Origin of the sequence: Vibrio sp. 1562, assembly GCF_033340155.1 — a bacterium.
GTDB classification, from domain to species: domain Bacteria; phylum Pseudomonadota; class Gammaproteobacteria; order Enterobacterales; family Vibrionaceae; genus Vibrio; species Vibrio alginolyticus.
In genome coordinates, this window is record NZ_JAWOVY010000014.1 from 110,604 (window position 1) to 127,786 (window position 17,183).

Genomic DNA, 17,183 nt, shown 5'->3' on the forward strand with positions numbered 1-17,183 from the left:
TCAAAGAGAAATTCATGACACGAGGTCATTTGGCAGTGTTGTGTTTTTTAATAAATGCAGACGAATAGCCGAGCAACTTTACTTTATCTAATGTGGCTTGCGTCAGGGAATAGTCAGTAAATGGCCCTAACAACAAGCGATAAGACTCTTTCGCACTCTCTAGGAAAGTTTCTGTATCCAATTTTTGACCAAGCTCGGTACCTAAAGTTCGCGCGCGTTCTTCATTTTTTGATGATGCCACTTGAATAACGTACCTAGGGTGCGCTTCTAATGACTTTTTGTCCGTGGGCTGATTGATACTGATCACTTCAATTTCCACGTTCGCGGTGCCTGTTTTTATGACATCTAACTTGTGCGCGGCGGCATAGCTTAAATCAATGATACGGCCATCGTGAAAAGGACCTCGGTCATTAACTCGTACTATGGTGGTTTTTCCGTTGTCAGTATTGGTAACTTTTACGTAACTTGGTAACGGTAGCGTTTTATGCGCTGCCGTCATTGAATACATGTCATAGATTTCGCCATTAGAAGTCAAATGACCTTGGAATTTTTTCCCATACCAAGATGCGCGGCCTTTTTCTTTAAAGCCTTTCGCATTGCGAACTATTTTGTAGTCTTTGCCACGCAAGTGGTAATCTTTGTTCCCACCTAGGCTGTACGGTTCATATTTAGGATGCGCATCCTCGATGTGTTCGACTGAAAGCGGTGTATCCGGTGCAACATCGGATTCGAGTTCGTAACGGCCTTCTTGTTCTTTTTGGCTAGTTGATGAACAGCCTGCCAAAATAAGAGCAGAGAAAACCAAGGAATATAAAGCGCGTTTTTGCATGTCTAGGTCGCCTTAGAGAATGCTTTTCGGTGCGTATGAATCGACATCAGAATACCAAAACCAGCCATCAAGGTTACCATTGATGTGCCGCCATAACTGATGAGTGGCAACGGTACACCTACTACAGGTAGGATGCCACTTACCATGCCAATATTTACAAAAATATACACGAAGAAGCTGAGTACAATACTGCCTGCCATCATTCGTCCAAATGCGGTTTGCGCTTGGCTGGCGAGATATAAACCTCGTCCAATAATAAATAGATAGATGGCTAAAAGGCAAAGGAAGCCAATCATACCCCATTCTTCAGCAATTACTGCAAAGATAAAGTCAGTGTGTCGTTCAGGAAGAAATTCTAGTTGTGACTGCGTACCTTGCAACCAACCTTTGCCGGAAATACCGCCGGAGCCAATCGCAATTTTACTCTGAATAATGTGGTAGCCCGCTCCTAGCGGATCAGATTCCGGGTTAAATAGAGTACGAACTCGCACTTTTTGATACTCTCGCATCAAGAAAAACCACAGAATTGGAATGAAACCACCTAATGCAATCGCAGCACCAGCAATTATTTTCCAGCTAATGCCGGCGAGGAAGATAACAAAAATACCGGAAGCCGCGATCAGGATCGAGGTACCTAAGTCAGGCTGTTTTGCAATGAGAATGGTTGGTAAGCAGACCATAATCAGTGCAACAATGAGTGTTCTTAGCGTTGGTGGGAGGGGCTGTCTACCAACATAGCGAGCCACCATTAATGGCACCGCGAGCTTCAATAGCTCTGACGGTTGAAAGCGCACAAAACCGAGGTTAAGCCAACGCTGCGCGCCTTTCGATGCTTCACCGAAAAACAGCACGCCGAAAAGCAGTATAACGCCACCAACGAACATCAAAGGTGCCAAGCTTTCGTAAGTTCGTGGAGAAAGCTGCGCAAGGACGAGCATCACAACGAGTGAAAGCACCATTCGCATGGCTTGGCGATCCATCATCAGTAAACTTTGGCCACTGGCGCTGTACATGATCACCAGGCCAAACCCCATCAGGGCCAGTATGCCAAGTAGGAGTGGTAAGTCGATATGGAAGCGTTCAAACAGGGCGCGATTTTTACCTGTAGAGGGATCCATCTTCATTACTGTTTTACCTCTTTCTTCGCATTGTTTTCAGGCTCAATTTCTTCTGGACCAAGAACGACTCGGTCAAAAATTTTCCTTACTACTGGGGCACCGTTACTAGAACCACCACCGGCATTTTCTAGTACTACAGTGACGACCACTTTAGGATCATCAAATGGTGCAAAGCCAGTAAATAACGCATGGTCACGTAAGTGCTCGGCGATCTCATCGGCGTTGTACTCTTCGTTTTCACCCAGACCGAAGACCTGTGCAGTACCTGATTTACCCGCTGTTTCATAATTCATTTTGTAGAATGAGCGTCGAGCTGTTCCGCGCGTGCCATGGTTTACCCGACGCATGCCTTCTTTCGCCATATCCCAGTACTTTTTAGGCACATTCTTGATTGGTGGGTAAGTCACGTATTCTGTTGTTTGCTGCTCTTCGAAGTCGTTACCATTTTCTATCGTCGCTTTGAGCAAGTGAGGTGCGATCACTTCTCCCTCGTTTACTAATACGGAGGTTGCTTTGGCGATTTGCATTGGTGTTGCTGTCCAATATCCTTGGCCGATACCCACAGGGATCGTATCACCTTTATACCATGGGGTTTTATGGCGAGACATTTTCCAGTCACGAGTCGGCATATTCGCCTTACTTTCTTCGTAGATATCAATGCCAGTGTAATCACCAAAACCGAACATCATCATCCAATTCGAAATACGGTCAATACCCATGTCATAAGCGATTTGATAGTAGAAGGTATCAACAGACTCTTCGATCGACTTAATGATATCGACGCGTCCGTGTCCCCAACGCAACCAGTCCCGGAACGGACGTGTGTTAGAGTTTGGTATGCGCCAATAACCAGGATCATTTCGTGTGGTGTTAGGTGTGACGACACCTTCTTGCAGCGCGGCTACCGCCATAAATGGTTTGATGGTAGAGGCAGGAGGGTAAATGCCAAGTGTAGTGCGGTTGACCAAAGGACGGTTTTTATCGTTCAAAAGGGCGCGATAGTCTTTACCTGAGATTCCGTGCACGAACGAGTTAGGATCGTAGCTAGGGCTCGAAACCATAGCCAGTACACCATTGTCTCTAGGATCGATTACTACAGCACTGCCTCGGCGGCCGTCCAATAATTGGTGTACGTACAACTGCAAGTTGATATCAAGGTTTAAAACGATGTCTTTTCCGGGTACAGGTGGAACGTACTTTAAGGTACGAATTACTCGGCCGCGGCTGTTTACCTCGACTTCTTGATATCCGGCTGTACCGTGTAAGAGGTCTTCGTAGTATTTTTCAATACCCAGCTTACCAATGTCGCGAGTGGCTTGATAGTTTGCGTCTTTTTCTTCTCGGATCAGGCGTTGCATGTCGCGATCATTAATTCGAGAAACATACCCAATCACGTGGGTTAAGACTTCGCTGAAAGGGTAGTAGCGCTTTAAGGTCGCACTTATTTCCACACCTGGAAAGCGGTACTGATTGACGGAGAATACCGCTACTTGTTTTTCGTTCAGTTGGGTAAGCAGTGGGACCGATTTAAATCGACGAGTCCGTTTACGCTCGTGGTGGAAACGTTCAATCTGGTCTGGTGTAATTTCCAGAATAGTTTGTAATTCTTGGATGGTTGCATCAATGTCTTTAATTTTTTCTGGGGTCAGTTCTAAGTTAAAGACGGGACGGTTCTCTGCCAGTAAAACGCCATTTCGGTCATAAATTAGACCTCGGTTAGGCGCGATAGGCACTACTTTGATGCGGTTATCGTTCGAGCGGGTTTGATAGTCTTGAAACTGGTTCACCTGAATGTTGTACATGTTGGCAACCAGAGCTCCCATCAAGACAACAATGCCGATAAAAGCAACAATAGCGCGGCTGGCAAACAGACGCGCTTCGGCTTGATAATCTCGGATTTGACTGCGGCGTTTACGAATCATTAACGCTTGGCTCTAAAGTTAAACAACGATTATTCGCGATGATAAGGGTGGTTAGCGGTGATGCTCCACGCTCGGTATAAGCTTTCTGCCATTACGATACGCACTAGAGGGTGGGGTAGCGTTAAGGCAGACAATGACCAGCTTTGGTCTGCTGCAGCTTTGCATGCAGGAGCGAGTCCTTCGGGACCGCCGATTAATATTGATACATCACGGCCATCTAATTTCCAAGCTTCTAACTGCTCAGCGAGTTGAGGAGTGTCCCATTTTTTACCTGGGATATCTAACGTGACGATACGGTTGCCTTTTGGTACCGCCGCGAGCATCGCTTCTCCTTCTTTTTGCAGGATGCGAGCGATATCGGCATTCTTACCACGCTTGCCAGCAGAGATTTCAATCAACTCCAACGGCATATCATGCGGGAAACGGCGACGATATTCTTGAAAGCCTTCCTCAACCCATTTTGGCATTTTTGTGCCAACAGCAATTAGTTGAATTTTCAAAAGATTAACCCCAGAGTTTTTCTAGCTGGTAGAGTTCGCGGTGCTCTTCTTGCATCACGTGAAGCATGGCGTCGCCCATATCTAGGACTACCCATTCACCTTCGTTTTCACCTTCCATTCCTAGTGGCTCAAGACCGGCTTTTTTCACTTCTGTTGCAACATGGTCAGCGATGGATGAAACGTGGCGTTTGGATGTACCAGTACAGATGATCATGTAATCTGTCACGCTTGATTTATCTTCCACATTTAGGACGATAATGTCTTCCGCTTTCATGTCGTCGGCTTTATCAGCTAAAAAGTCTTTCAGTTCTTCGCGAAGCACTCGGTTTTCCTCGGTTTGTCTCTTATCTCTACAGTGTTTTACATTCTTGCTTGCAAAACAGGTCGCGCACTATATCACGCTTTGATTTTTAAATTGCCAGCTTAATATCAGGAGAGCAGGTTTCTAAGCTCAACTGATGAATAGTTGGCCATACAGACTCGTCATATTGAGTTTTGGCTTTTATCTCGGCTTGAGCCAATAAGGAGAGCAATGCACAAATACGACTCGCTGATAAGCGGGCCAGTGCTGCGTTATAGAGTGGACGCTTGTTTTGCCAAACTCGATATTTCTCAAATACCTGGTTCATTCCCATTTGAGTTAAGTCTTGATGCATATTTAAAAGTTGGCTCAACTCTTTTTGTACACTTCGAATCAAGATCACGGTCTCAACCCCTTCCGCCTCAAGTTGGCGAAGAATACGTTGTGCACGGTTTGCTTTACCTGCCAGTAAGGCGTCGATCCAGTTAAAGGTAGTGAAGTGATTATGGCGACTTAGGGCTTCCTCTAAACGTATGATGGTCAGCTCACCATCCGGATAGAGTAGGGCCAATTTCTCTAAGCTTTGTGTCAATGCAAATAGGTTACCTTCATGCCATTGAGCCAACATTTGCAGTGATTGCTGATCGGGTTTTAGTCCCAACGTGCGGCAACGTGTCTGAATGAACATAGGTAGGCGTTGAAGGTCTGGCGACAAGCAGCTTACCCAATCGCCTTGTGAGCTTAATGCTTTGAACCATTTCGCATTTTCTTGGGCTTTGGTCAGTTTGCTACCAACAATGACGAGCATGATGTCATCATGAAGCATATCACACAGTGTTTGCAGCTCTTTGCTGACGGCGGTTGTTACGCCACTTTCAGGAATTTCAAGCTCAATCAATTGACGGTTTGAAAACAGGCTCATCGCTTGGAAACAGTCGTAAACTTGGTTCCAGTCGATGCTAGCATCCACCGAAAAACGGTGTTTTTCCTCAAAACCTTGCTGAAACGCTGCCTTTTGGATTGCTTGGCGGCTTTCTTGAATCAGTAACGGCTCATTACCAAAGATTAAGTAAACCTGTTTAATTTGTTTAGTTAAATGATCCGTTAGCTTATCGGCATAAATTCGCATAGTGACTAAGAGTTTTTGTTCGCTGGCTCAGAGATTTGTCCTGCTTCATATTCGGCACGAATACGGCCCAACTGGCGCATCATCTGTTTTGCAGCTTGCAAGCGCATCTCGTCTTCAATTACGTCACGCTCAACAGATTTTGCAAGTGCGGTCAACGGGTTGTCTAGGTAGTTGCGGTTTACTGTTGTCGTAAAGTTTTTAGAACCATAGCCAGGAATTGTCACACGGTATTTTACTACGTATGTCAGCTCTTTTTCTGCTGCACGGCTATTTTGATAAAGCGATAGTGTACGCTCATCGATTGTCGCTTCCGTCAAATGAAGGTTGGGTACCGTCGATGATGGTTGAACAAGTTCAACTTTGTTCAGTTCGAGTTGAGAGCGAACATAGCGAGTTAATTCACTGTATTCATCGTAGCTGGAGAAAGACATAGTGTGCAGCTCTTCCGGTACGGAATACTCGCCGCGAAGGTGAAAACCACAGGCAGAAAGAAGCCCCGCTAATACCAATACCACTGGTAGTTTAATCAAAGAGAAAAAGCGCATTGATTGTATTCATCCTAAATTGAAGGGGTTATTTACCTTAAACCACTCATGTGAATGGTTTGAGGTAAATAAACAGGGTAGAAAACTACCCTGTTTAATGACTCTTGGTTAACAAATAAGTTCGCTAAACAGAGACAAATTGACAGCTGCGATTAGTTTGCAACGATGTTCAGCAGTTTACCTGGAACGTAAATAACTTTACGAATAGTCAGGCCATCAGTGAACTTAACCACGTTTTCGTCGTTTAGACCAAGCTGTTCGATATCGTCTTTAGAGATATCAGCTGGGACTGTTAGCTTCGCACGTAGCTTACCGTTAACTTGAACAACGATAGTTTTTTCGTCTTCAACTAGCGCTTTTTCGTCAAACGTCGGCCATGCCGCGTTATCAATGTCTGTTTCACCTAGTGCTGCCCATAGCTCGTATGAGATATGCGGAGTGATAGGGTAAAGCATGACAACAATAGCTTTCAGTGCCTCGTCAAGGATTGCACGATCTTGCGCAGATTCTTGAGGCGCTTTCGCTAGTTTGTTCATCAGCTCCATGATCGCTGCGATCGCGGTGTTGAATGTTTGACGACGAGCGATATCGTCCGTCACTTTCGCGATAGTCTTGTGAACGTCACGGCGAAGTGCTTTTTGATCACCAGAAAGCGCTGCGGTATCTACTGCTTCTGCTGCGCCTTTCGCTGTGTGCTCTTTCACTAGTTTCCAAACACGTTTTAGGAAGCGGTTCGCACCTTCTACGCCAGACTCTTGCCATTCAAGTGTCATGTCCGCTGGAGACGCGAACATCATGAATAGACGTACTGTGTCAGCGCCGTACTTGTCTACCATTTCTTGAGGGTCGATACCGTTGTTCTTAGACTTAGACATCTTGATCATGCCTGAGTGCGTTACATCACGACCTTCAGTGTCTTTAGCAGAAGTAATGCGGCCTTTACCATCACGTTCAACGGCTACGTCTGTTGGAGCTACCCACTCTTTACCACCTTTCTCGTTCTCGAAGTAGAACGCATCAGCCAGTACCATGCCTTGACACAGTAGTTGCTTGAACGGTTCGTCAGACGTTACGTAGCCCGCGTCACGTAGCAACTTGTGGAAGAAGCGTGAGTACAGTAGGTGCATACAAGCGTGCTCGATACCGCCGATGTACTGGTCTACTGGTAGCCAGTAGTTTGCTTTTTCTGGATCTAGGATGTCGTCTGCTTGCGGTGAACAATAACGCGCGTAGTACCAAGAAGATTCCATGAATGTATCGAACGTATCTGTCTCACGTAGAGCAGGTTCGCCGTTAAAGGTTGTCTTCGCCCACTCTTTGTCTGCTTTGATTGGGCTGGTTACGCCGTCCATTACCACGTCTTCTGGAAGAATCACTGGTAGTTGGTCAGCAGGTACTGGGTGAACTTCACCGTCTTCAGTCGTTACCATTGGGATTGGTGCGCCCCAGTAACGTTGACGAGATACACCCCAGTCGCGTAGACGGAAGTTTACAGTCTTAGTGCCTTTGCCTTCTGCTTCTAGCTTCGCTGCAATTGCATCGAACGCCGCTTGGAATTCGAGGCCGTCGAATTCACCTGAATCGAACAGTACGCCTTTCTCTGTGTATGCTGCTTCAGAGATGTCTAGCTCGCTGCCATCAGCAGGCTTGATAACAGGCACGATGTCTAGACCGTACTTCGTTGCGAACTCGTAGTCACGTTGGTCGTGCGCAGGTACAGCCATTACCGCGCCTGTACCGTAGTCCATCAGTACGAAGTTTGCTACGTATACTGGTACTTCGCGGCCGTTCAATGGATGAATAGCAGTAAGGCCAGTTGCCATACCTTTCTTCTCCATTGTCGCTAGCTCAGCTTCTGCAACCTTGTTGTTCTTACATTCGTCGATAAACGCTGCAAGCTCTGGATTGTTCTCTGCTGCAAGAGCTGCAAGAGGGTGGCCGGCTGCGATACCCACGTAAGTCACACCCATTAGCGTATCTGGACGTGTTGTGTAAACTTCTAGGTCTTGTTGACCCTTAACTTCAAACTTCAGTTCAACACCTTCAGAACGACCAATCCAGTTGCGCTGCATGGTTTTCACCATTTCAGGCCAACCTTCAAGCTTGTCTAAGTCGTCTAGTAGCTCTTGAGCGTACTCAGTGATTTTGATGAACCATTGAGGGATTTCTTTTTGCTCTACAGGCGTATCACAACGCCAGCAACAACCGTCTTCAACCTGCTCGTTTGCAAGAACAGTTTGGTCGTTAGGACACCAGTTAACAGAAGAAGTCTTTTTGTAAACTAAACCTTTCTCGTAAAGTTTAGTGAAGAACTCTTGTTCCCAGCGGTAGTACTCCGGTGTACATGTTGCGAATTCACGGTTCCAATCGTAACCAAAGCCTAGAAGCTTAAGTTGGTTCTTCATGTATTCGATGTTTTCGTAAGTCCAAGGTGCTGGCGCAGTTTTGTTTTTTACTGCTGCGTTTTCTGCAGGTAGACCGAATGCGTCCCAACCGATTGGTTGCATCACGTTTTTGCCTTGTAGGCGTTGGAAACGAGATACTACATCACCGATAGTGTAGTTGCGCACGTGACCCATGTGCAGTCGACCACTTGGGTATGGGAACATGGACAGACAGTAGAATTTTTCTTTATTTGGGTCTTCACTTACAACAAAGGTTTTGTTGTCATCCCAGTGCTTTTGAACTTTTTGTTCAATATCTTGTGGGTTGTATTGTTCTTGCATCGATGGTATCCGTTATCTTGGAATTTGTGAGTTCGGTTAGAACAGACTTAAATAGATCGTCATAGAATACCTAAAGCTAGGGATCACAACAATAGCCAATCTGTACCCATGCGCCCTTAAGTGACGCAGGTAGGAGAAAGATGGAGGTCAGTTATGCCTAAACGTAAAACAGGTTATGAGGAAATGCTCGAGGATGTGATTGAAACCTTGAAGCACAGTCCGGAAGAAGTTAACAAAGCGATTGAGACGTCGGGCAAAGTGGTGGATGCTGCTAATGACTTGACCAAAGATGAATTGGCTTTAATCAAAGCGTACCTTAAAGCAGACTTAAAAGAGTTTTCAGAGAGTTACGAGGATAGCAAAAGCGGCCCGTTTTACTTAACGATTGCGGACTCGATATGGCAAGGGCTGTTAGAGATTACTGACCGAACTAAAGTTGAGTGGGTTGAGTTGTTCGATGACTTAGAGCATCAAGGGCTATATGAAGCAGGAGAGGTGATAGGCTTAGGCACTTTAGTCTGTGATGAGTGTGGTCACAAGACAACGTATAACCATCCAACTGTAATCATTCCGTGTATTAAATGTGGTCACAAAGGCTTTACTCGTCAGTCATTAAAGCCATAAATGGCGCGTAACGACAGTATAATGCTATGAATAAAAAAGAGGCTTAGTCGCCTCTTTTTTGTCTTTTCTACTTTCAAGCTGTTATCAGCTCTGTTTTCTTCTTAAACCGAAAGCCAGAGCTAAACTTAACCCTACCCAAATATACAATGGCCAAGTACCAACGATTCGATATGGCGTTTTCCCATCGGTTGGGGTGAGCTCTGCGCGCAGTACTGCAGTTTCAAACTGCGGTACTTGCTCAACGATTTTACCTTTGTGATCGGTTACCGCTGTTAATCCGTTGTTAGTCGAGCGGATGAGCGGTTTACCTAACTCTAAGGCACGCATACGGGCGATCTCCATATGCTGAAGAGGGCCGATAGAGTGACCAAACCATGCATCGTTTGAAAGCGTTAGAATGAAGTCTGTTTCGTCAGTCACATTTTGACGCACTTGCTCATTAAAGATGATCTCATAGCAAAGCGCTGGTGCCATGTGCATGCCATTCGCAACGATGTTTGGCTGCACAAAAGCCCCACGGCTAAACGATGACATCGGTAGGTTAAAGAATGGCGCTAATGGGCGCAAAATATCTTCAAATGGTACAAACTCACCAAACGGTAGTAGGTGATGCTTATGGTAACGTTCGCTTAAATCGAAGCTGTAGTCACCGTATGGTGTGATGCCGAGGGACAGAATACTGTTGTAGAACTGTCGATCTTCAGCTTGGTTGACGACACCGGTGATGATTGCGCTGTTATTCATTTTTGCAGCGCTGTCGATATTGCTCAAAAATGAAGGCACTTCAATTTCAAAAGCGGGAATTGCTGCTTCTGGCCAAACGATAATGTCAGCATCCCAGTTTTCACGAGTTAAGTCAGCGTACTTCATGATGGTTGGCCAGCGTTGACTTGGTAGCCACTTTAGGTTTTGGTCTACGTTACCTTGAATTAGTGCGAGCTTAGTCGTGTCTTCTGGTCGGGGTGTTACCCAATCGTAGTTGCGAATCCCAAAGCCAGTACTGAGTAGTACCGCAGGGATAATCACCATCAGCCACTGCTTATGAATCCATGCATAGGCTAACGCCCCTGCGCTGATAAGGATAAATAGAGTAAGCAGTTCTACGCCGCCAATTGGTGCAAAGCTTGCGAGTGGAGCATCTATCTGGCTATAGCCTAGCCATAACCAAGGGAAGCCGGTCATCACCCAACCACGCAACCAATCACTGATCAGCCATAAAGCAGGTGCAGCGAGAAGTGCTTTTGTGAGCGTAAATTGAGGAAACAGCTTGTTGTTGAGCCAAGCAAATAAGCCTGAATAAACAGCCAAGTAGGCAACAAGTAAGCCCATTAAAAATAAATTGGCAATGAGCGGCATACCGCCAAAACCGGAGATACTGACGTAAACCCAGCTAACGCCAGTTGCAAATTGACCTAACCCCCAAGCATAACCAATCCATAGTGCGCGTTTCGGAGTTTGGTTAGCAAGAAGAATCAGTAGAATTGCAGGGCTAAGAATGGCAATAGGCCACAGCTGGTAAGGAGCAAAAGCGAGTGTAGTAGAGGCGCCAACAAAAGCGGCCACTAAGGGCCGCTTAAGGCGATGAAAGAGTTCATTCATCATTGTAATTTTCTGAGATTCCCAATGGGTATCGCGTTACTCTTGAGTGGCTTCAACCAGGGTTTCTTCGTCTGGGATCGTCACTTGGAGTTGAATGACACGACGGTTATCGGCAGCGGTGACTTTGAAGTTGTAGCCTTCAATTTCAACCAGTTCACCACGAGAAGGTAAGTGACCAAAGGCAGTCATGACCATACCACCAACGGTATCAACTTCCTCATCGCTGAAGTTGGTTCCGAATGTCTCATTAAACTCTTCGATGGTTGTCAGCGCTCTGACAGCAAACGTATGCTTGCTCAGCTTACGAATGTCCGTCTCTTCACTTTCATCGAATTCATCTTCAATATCCCCGACGATTTCCTCAAGGATATCTTCAATGGTCACAAGACCAGAAACACCACCGAATTCATCGACAACAATGGCCATATGATAACGTTCTTCACGGAATTCTTTCAGCAGTCGATCAACGCGTTTACTTTCCGGTACCACAACCGCTGGTCGAATGACTTCTTCGATATCAAATGGATTACTGCCTGAGCCTAAGTATTTAAGTAAGTCCTTCGCTAGAAGTATGCCTTCCACATGGTCTTTATCTTCGCTGATCACAGGGTAGCGAGAGTGTTGAGCATCGGTAATCAAAGCAACCAAGGTATCAAGGTCGTGAGTACGCTCAACTGTAACCATTTGCGAACGCGGGATCATAATGTCACGCACACGCATTTCGGAGATTTCCATAACACCTTCGAGCATATCGCGAGTGTCATGGTCAATCAGGTCGTTAACTTCAGAGTCGCGGATAACATCCACAAGCTCTTGGCGATCTTTTGGTTCGCCCTGAAATAGTTGACCTAGACGTTCAAAGAAGGACTTTCTACTCGGACCTTCTGCCTTTTCTTTCTTATCTTCGTTAGAAGAGGGAGAATTATCTTCGTTCATTGTTTCTCAATTAAGTAACGCTATCAGAAGTGTGATAGCACACATAGAGAGGCGAACACGAGAGTCATTTAGGTGGTTCGCCTTTCCCTGTCGAGTGGCCAATAGCTACTCTTTTTCAGCAATGTAAGGATCTTCATAACCCATACCTTGCATGATTTCGGTTTCGAGGGACTCCATCTCTTCGGCTTCGTCATCCTCTATATGATCATAACCTAGCAGATGCAAGCTGCCATGTACAACCATATGCGCCCAATGTGCTAGCAGAGGCTTGCTCTGTTCAACCGCCTCTTTTTCAACAACTTGGCGGCAAATAATCAAATCACCAAGTAAATCTATTTCCATACCAGGAGGTGCTTCAAATGGAAATGACAACACATTAGTTGGTTTATCTTTGCCGCGATACTCATGGTTGAGCGTATGACTTTCTTGTTCATCAACAATACGAATGGTGACTTCGGCTTGTGGTTGGAAGAGAGGAATGGTCTTATCTAGCCACAATTGGAAATCTTGCTGCGAAGGCAAACCTTCTTCATTTTCGACTGCCAGTTGCAGATCAAGTTCAATCGCCATGGTTATTCCTTAGTTGAAGCAACTTGTGCATTCAGTTCGGCTTTTGCTGCTTCTAGTAACTTCGCATCGCGTTCTTCACGACGGCGTTTCTCGAACTCTTTACGCTCTTTCTGGTCTTGTGCTTCCCACTTCTCGTACGCGTTAACGATACGAGCAACCACAGGGTGACGTACAACGTCGTCGGCCAAGAAGAAGTTAAAGCTGATGTCGTCAACTTCGCTTAGTACTTCAATAGCATGACGAAGACCCGATTTCGCACCACGAGGTAAGTCAATCTGCGTGACATCACCAGTGATAACCGCGCGAGAGTTAAAACCAATACGTGTTAGGAACATCTTCATCTGCTCAACAGTGGTGTTTTGACTCTCATCAAGAATGATGAAGGCGTCGTTTAGAGTACGACCACGCATGTAAGCAAGAGGGGCGACCTCAATCACGTTACGTTCAATCAGCTTCTCTACGCGCTCAAAGCCCAGCATTTCAAATAGGGCGTCGTATAGCGGACGTAGGTATGGGTCGACTTTCTGGCTTAAATCACCAGGTAGGAAGCCCAATTTCTCACCAGCTTCAACCGCTGGACGAGTAAGTAGAATACGACGGATCTCTTGGCGCTCTAGTGCGTCAACAGCTGCTGCTACAGCAAGGTAGGTTTTACCTGTACCAGCCGGGCCAATACCAAAAGAAATATCATGCGTGACCATGTTAACCAAGTACTGCGCTTGGTTTGGCGTACGTGGTTTGATCACACCTTTCTTGGTTTTGACGAAGACTTCTTTACCATGCTCGATATTAGACTCAGTATTCTGCTCAAGAACACCAGACTCTTTGATCGCTAGATGGATTTGCTCAGGCTCAATATCTGGGATCTCACCTCGTACAGGTGCGGTATCAACATATAGAGTTTTCAGGATATCCAGCGCAGCTGATGCGGTATGAGGTTTACCGACAATCGTAAAGTGGTCACTACGGTGGTTAATTTCAACGCCTAGACGACGTTCTAAATGCTTGATGTTGTCATCGAATGGACCGCACAGGCTAGCTAGTCGGCGGTTGTCTGAAGGTTCTAGGTTAATTTCTAGAGTTACGATTTTATTGCTCAATGTTGCCTCTCATTTTTTGCCACTTAGTGAGAGCCTGATAACGACCAGGCTCTCTATGGCTATTTATACGAGCTTACGGCGTAAAAGTAGCTACACCCAGCTCATCTTCGCGACGTGTTTTCGCCATCATCTGCGTTGGGGAAATCACACTACGAAGATCCATGTCTTTTTCAGTACGTACTAGCTCACCACGCAGTGAGTTTGCAAATACGTCTACGATCTTCACATCAACGAACTGACCAATTAGGTCTGCACTACCTTCAAAGTTTACTACACGGTTGTTTTCTGTACGAGCGCGTAGTTCCATTAGGTTTTTCTTCGAAGGACCTTCAACTAGAACACGTTGTTCTGTGCCAAGCATTAAGCGAGAGTAACGCATCGCTTGAGCATTGATAGTTTGCTGTAGTTCGTAAAGGCGCTCTTTCTTCACTTGTTCTGACACATCACAAGGGTAATCCGCTGCTGGCGTACCTGGACGTGGAGAGAAAATAAAGCTGAAGCTCATGTCAAAGTCTACATCTTTGATTAGCTTCATGGTGTCTTGGAAGTCTTTGTCTGTCTCACCAGGGAAACCAACAATAAAGTCTGAACTGATTTGAATATCAGGACGAGCTTTACGCAGTTTACGGATGATCGATTTGTATTCGATAGCGGTGTGAGGGCGTTTCATCATCGTTAGGATACGGTCACTACCACTTTGCACAGGTAAGTGCAGGAAGCTCACAAGTTCTGGCGTATCTTCGTATACTGCGATGATGTCGTCTGTGAATTCTAACGGGTGGCTCGTCGTGAAACGAATACGGTCGATACCATCGATAGACGCAACCAAACGAAGCAGTTCTGCAAATGAACAGATCTCACCATCGTGCATAGGACCACGGTACGCGTTTACGTTTTGACCCAGAAGGTTTACTTCACGTACGCCTTGTTCAGCAAGTTGGGCGATTTCGAACAGTACGTCATCCATTGGACGGCTTACTTCTTCACCACGAGTGTACGGTACGACACAGTAAGTACAGTACTTAGAGCAGCCTTCCATAATAGAAACGAATGCTGTCGCACCTTCAGCGCGAGGTTCAGGTAGGCGGTCGAATTTTTCGATCTCTGGGAACGAAATGTCCATAACTGGTGCATCATCGGACTGAGATTGTTTGATCATCTCAGGTAGGCGGTGCAAAGTTTGTGGGCCAAAAATAACGTCAACGTATGGTGCACGTTCACGAATATGGTCACCTTCTTGCGTTGCTACACAACCACCTACACCGATAACTACGCCAGGTTTTTTATCTTTTAGTGTTTTCCAGCGGCCTAGCTGGTGGAAAACTTTCTCTTGCGCTTTTTCACGGATCGAACAGGTGTTAAGTAGAAGTACGTCTGCTTCCTCTGGCTCTTCCGTCAGCTCGTAGCCGTTTGCAGCATTAAGCAGGTCGGCCATTTTTGATGAATCGTATTCGTTCATCTGGCAGCCCCAGGTTTTAATTAGCAGTTTCTTACTCATCTCACTTTCGCTCGTTCAGTTGTACTTAAATCGGAGAGCTATTGCTCAAATTATAGCCGCCATCACGGCGGTAAGCGGCGTATTGTACTGCTTTAAAAAGCACCTGACTAGTGATCTAGCTAATTCTCTGCAAAGCCTGATGAAATCTAGTTTTTCGCCCTATGCAGAACAAGGTTTTTTGTTAAACAATTTTGTAAAAATAGCCATGGAAAGTACAATAAAAAACGCCAATTAATCAGCACGATGAAGAGTGAAAAATGAACAAGTATGACATCGCCGTGATCGGTGGCGGTATGGTTGGGGCAGCCGTCGCTGTTGGATTTGCCAAGCAGGGCAGAAGCGTTGTCTTGGTCGAAGGTACAAAACCTAAAGTTTTTGATGCCGCTCAGGCGATGGATATTCGTGTATCTGCAATCTCGCACCAGTCGGTGGAGTTACTTGATTCACTCGGAGCATGGTCAGAGATCAAGAGCATGCGAGTTTGTCCTTATCGGCGCTTAGAAACTTGGGAGCACCCAGAGTGCCGTACTCGTTTTCACTCTGATGAATTGTCATTGGATCAGCTAGGTTACATCGTTGAAAATCGCCTAATCCAATTAGGTCTTTGGCAAGTCTTCTCTCAGTATGAAAATCTAACCGTGATGTGTCCTGAGCGATTAAAAGCCATTGAGTTTGCAGATGTAAACCTTGTGACACTAGAAAGTGGGGCGCAGTTTGAAGCTAACTGGGTGATTGGTGCTGATGGTGCAAACTCTAAAGTTCGTCAATTGGCTGGAATTGGTGTAACTGCGTGGGATTACCGACAACACTGCATGTTGATTAATGTGAAAACAGAATTGCCACAGCAAGATATCACTTGGCAACAATTTACTCCTTCAGGCCCGCGTTCATTTTTACCTTTGTGCTCTTTGAGTAACGACGATGGTCAAGTAGTAGGCCAAGGTTCTTTGGTTTGGTATGACTCGCCTATACGTATTAAACAACTGTGTGCGATGGGTAAACCTCAACTAAGGGAAGAAATCTTACGTCATTTCCCTGCTGAATTAGGCGATATTGAAGTTTTACAGTTTGGCTCATTCCCACTCACTCGTCGTCATGCGCAAAGCTACTCAAGCAAAAATTGCGTGTTAGTGGGTGACTCTGCTCATACGATCAATCCGCTTGCAGGGCAAGGGGTAAACTTAGGCTTCAAAGATGTAGACGTTCTCCTTTCGGTAACAGAACACCAAGAAAAGCTGGAAGATACCTTACTCGCGAAATACGAACGCGCACGTCGACCTGACAACTTACTCATGCAGACGGGCATGGACTTTTTCTATAAAGGTTTTAGCAACGATCTTGGGCCATTGAAGTTCGTACGTAATGCTGCATTGAAGCTTGCTGAAAACTCAGGGCCAATTAAGGCTCAAGTACTGAAATACGCGTTAGGTATGTAGTAAGCTACTCAAATCACAGATAGAAAAAAAGCGAGCCATGAGCTCGCTTTTTTAATTCGGCAAATCTAATGATTTCCCGAGTCCAGAACCAAAAAAAGAAAAAACCCAGCAAAGTCATGCTGGGTTTTCCGATAATGGTGCGGAAGGAGAGACTTGAACTCTCACACCTTGCGGCGCCAGAACCTAAATCTGGTGCGTCTACCAATTCCGCCACTTCCGCAACTTAATCTGTAGATATCAAGATAATTGGTAAAATCTCAATATCGTTGTATATGGCAGGGCTACCTGGATTCGAACCAGGGAATGGCGGCATCAAAAGCCGCTGCCTTACCGCTTGGCGATAGCCCTAC

At 45.8% G+C, this 17,183-nt stretch carries 15 protein-coding genes and 2 tRNA genes; 2 read left to right on the forward strand and 15 right to left on the reverse strand.

Features of this window, described 5'->3' with window-relative positions:
- Window positions 1-25: 25 nt before the first annotated feature.
- From R7Z49_RS15520 to leuS, 8 genes are all read right to left on the reverse strand, one after another.
- Window positions 26-829 carry a septal ring lytic transglycosylase RlpA family protein gene (locus R7Z49_RS15520; protein ID WP_017635670.1) on the reverse strand — a complete coding sequence of 268 codons (804 nt, stop codon included), beginning with the start codon at window positions 827-829 and terminating at the stop codon, window positions 26-28.
- Window positions 830-831: 2 nt separating this feature from the next.
- Window positions 832-1,953, reverse strand: coding sequence for a rod shape-determining protein RodA (rodA, locus tag R7Z49_RS15525; RefSeq protein WP_005384128.1), 1,122 nt, complete (start codon window positions 1,951-1,953; stop codon window positions 832-834).
- Entirely contained in the window at window positions 1,953-3,869 is a 1,917-nt protein-coding gene (gene mrdA / locus R7Z49_RS15530) for a penicillin-binding protein 2 (RefSeq protein ID WP_005384126.1), read from the reverse strand. Before mrdA ends, rodA begins: the two co-directional genes overlap by 1 nt.
- Window positions 3,870-3,898: 29 nt before the next feature.
- A complete protein-coding gene (gene rlmH / locus R7Z49_RS15535) occupies window positions 3,899-4,369 on the reverse strand; it encodes a 23S rRNA (pseudouridine(1915)-N(3))-methyltransferase RlmH (protein WP_017821762.1) in 471 nt (156 codons plus the stop codon).
- A gap of 4 nt (window positions 4,370-4,373) precedes the next feature.
- Window positions 4,374-4,691, reverse strand: a complete 318-nt coding sequence (rsfS, locus tag R7Z49_RS15540; protein WP_005373015.1) for a ribosome silencing factor — start codon at window positions 4,689-4,691, stop codon at window positions 4,374-4,376.
- A gap of 88 nt (window positions 4,692-4,779) precedes the next feature.
- Window positions 4,780-5,799, reverse strand: coding sequence for a DNA polymerase III subunit delta (holA, locus tag R7Z49_RS15545; RefSeq protein WP_318111813.1), 1,020 nt, complete (start codon window positions 5,797-5,799; stop codon window positions 4,780-4,782).
- A gap of 5 nt (window positions 5,800-5,804) precedes the next feature.
- Window positions 5,805-6,344, reverse strand: coding sequence for an LPS assembly lipoprotein LptE (gene lptE, locus R7Z49_RS15550; RefSeq protein WP_005384122.1), 540 nt, complete (start codon window positions 6,342-6,344; stop codon window positions 5,805-5,807).
- A gap of 152 nt (window positions 6,345-6,496) precedes the next feature.
- Entirely contained in the window at window positions 6,497-9,070 is a 2,574-nt protein-coding gene (gene leuS, locus R7Z49_RS15555; RefSeq protein WP_005391313.1) for a leucine--tRNA ligase, read from the reverse strand.
- A gap of 153 nt (window positions 9,071-9,223) precedes the next feature.
- On the opposite strand from leuS, the gene R7Z49_RS15560 reads away from it, so the two are divergent.
- Window positions 9,224-9,694: a zinc ribbon-containing protein gene (locus R7Z49_RS15560; RefSeq protein ID WP_005373024.1), complete on the forward strand. Its 471-nt coding sequence runs from the start codon at window positions 9,224-9,226 to the stop codon at window positions 9,692-9,694.
- An 84-nt stretch (window positions 9,695-9,778) separates the two neighbouring features.
- On the opposite strand, the gene lnt is transcribed toward R7Z49_RS15560, so the two are convergent.
- The 5 genes from lnt to miaB all read right to left on the reverse strand — a co-directional run bounded on the left by lnt (window position 9,779) and on the right by miaB (window position 15,397).
- Window positions 9,779-11,296 (reverse strand): apolipoprotein N-acyltransferase, encoded by a 1,518-nt coding sequence (lnt, locus tag R7Z49_RS15565; protein ID WP_005384119.1) that lies wholly within the window; start codon window positions 11,294-11,296, stop codon window positions 9,779-9,781.
- Window positions 11,297-11,329: 33 nt separating this feature from the next.
- Window positions 11,330-12,229 carry a CNNM family magnesium/cobalt transport protein CorC gene (gene corC, locus R7Z49_RS15570; RefSeq protein ID WP_005384118.1) on the reverse strand — a complete coding sequence of 300 codons (900 nt, stop codon included), beginning with the start codon at window positions 12,227-12,229 and terminating at the stop codon, window positions 11,330-11,332.
- Between the two features lie 105 nt (window positions 12,230-12,334).
- Window positions 12,335-12,799: an rRNA maturation RNase YbeY gene (gene ybeY / locus R7Z49_RS15575; RefSeq protein ID WP_005373030.1), complete on the reverse strand. Its 465-nt coding sequence runs from the start codon at window positions 12,797-12,799 to the stop codon at window positions 12,335-12,337.
- 2 nt (window positions 12,800-12,801) lie between these two features.
- Window positions 12,802-13,899 carry a PhoH family protein gene (locus R7Z49_RS15580; RefSeq protein ID WP_005373033.1) on the reverse strand — a complete coding sequence of 366 codons (1,098 nt, stop codon included), beginning with the start codon at window positions 13,897-13,899 and terminating at the stop codon, window positions 12,802-12,804.
- 73 nt (window positions 13,900-13,972) lie between these two features.
- The gene (gene miaB / locus R7Z49_RS15585) at window positions 13,973-15,397 is read right to left on the reverse strand and encodes a tRNA (N6-isopentenyl adenosine(37)-C2)-methylthiotransferase MiaB (RefSeq protein WP_005373038.1); all 1,425 of its coding nucleotides are present in this window, start codon (window positions 15,395-15,397) and stop codon (window positions 13,973-13,975) included.
- Between the two features lie 257 nt (window positions 15,398-15,654).
- Here miaB and R7Z49_RS15590 point away from each other — a divergent pair, with 257 nt between their 5' ends.
- Window positions 15,655-16,833 (forward strand): 2-octaprenyl-3-methyl-6-methoxy-1,4-benzoquinol hydroxylase, encoded by a 1,179-nt coding sequence (locus tag R7Z49_RS15590; RefSeq protein ID WP_104975939.1) that lies wholly within the window; start codon window positions 15,655-15,657, stop codon window positions 16,831-16,833.
- Window positions 16,834-16,968: 135 nt separating this feature from the next.
- Here R7Z49_RS15590 and R7Z49_RS15595 read toward each other — a convergent pair.
- Both R7Z49_RS15595 and R7Z49_RS15600 read right to left on the reverse strand, forming a co-directional pair.
- A tRNA-Leu gene (locus R7Z49_RS15595) sits at window positions 16,969-17,053 on the reverse strand.
- 53 nt (window positions 17,054-17,106) lie between these two features.
- Window positions 17,107-17,181 (reverse strand) — tRNA-Gln (locus R7Z49_RS15600).
- Between the last annotated feature and the right edge of the window lie 2 nt (window positions 17,182-17,183).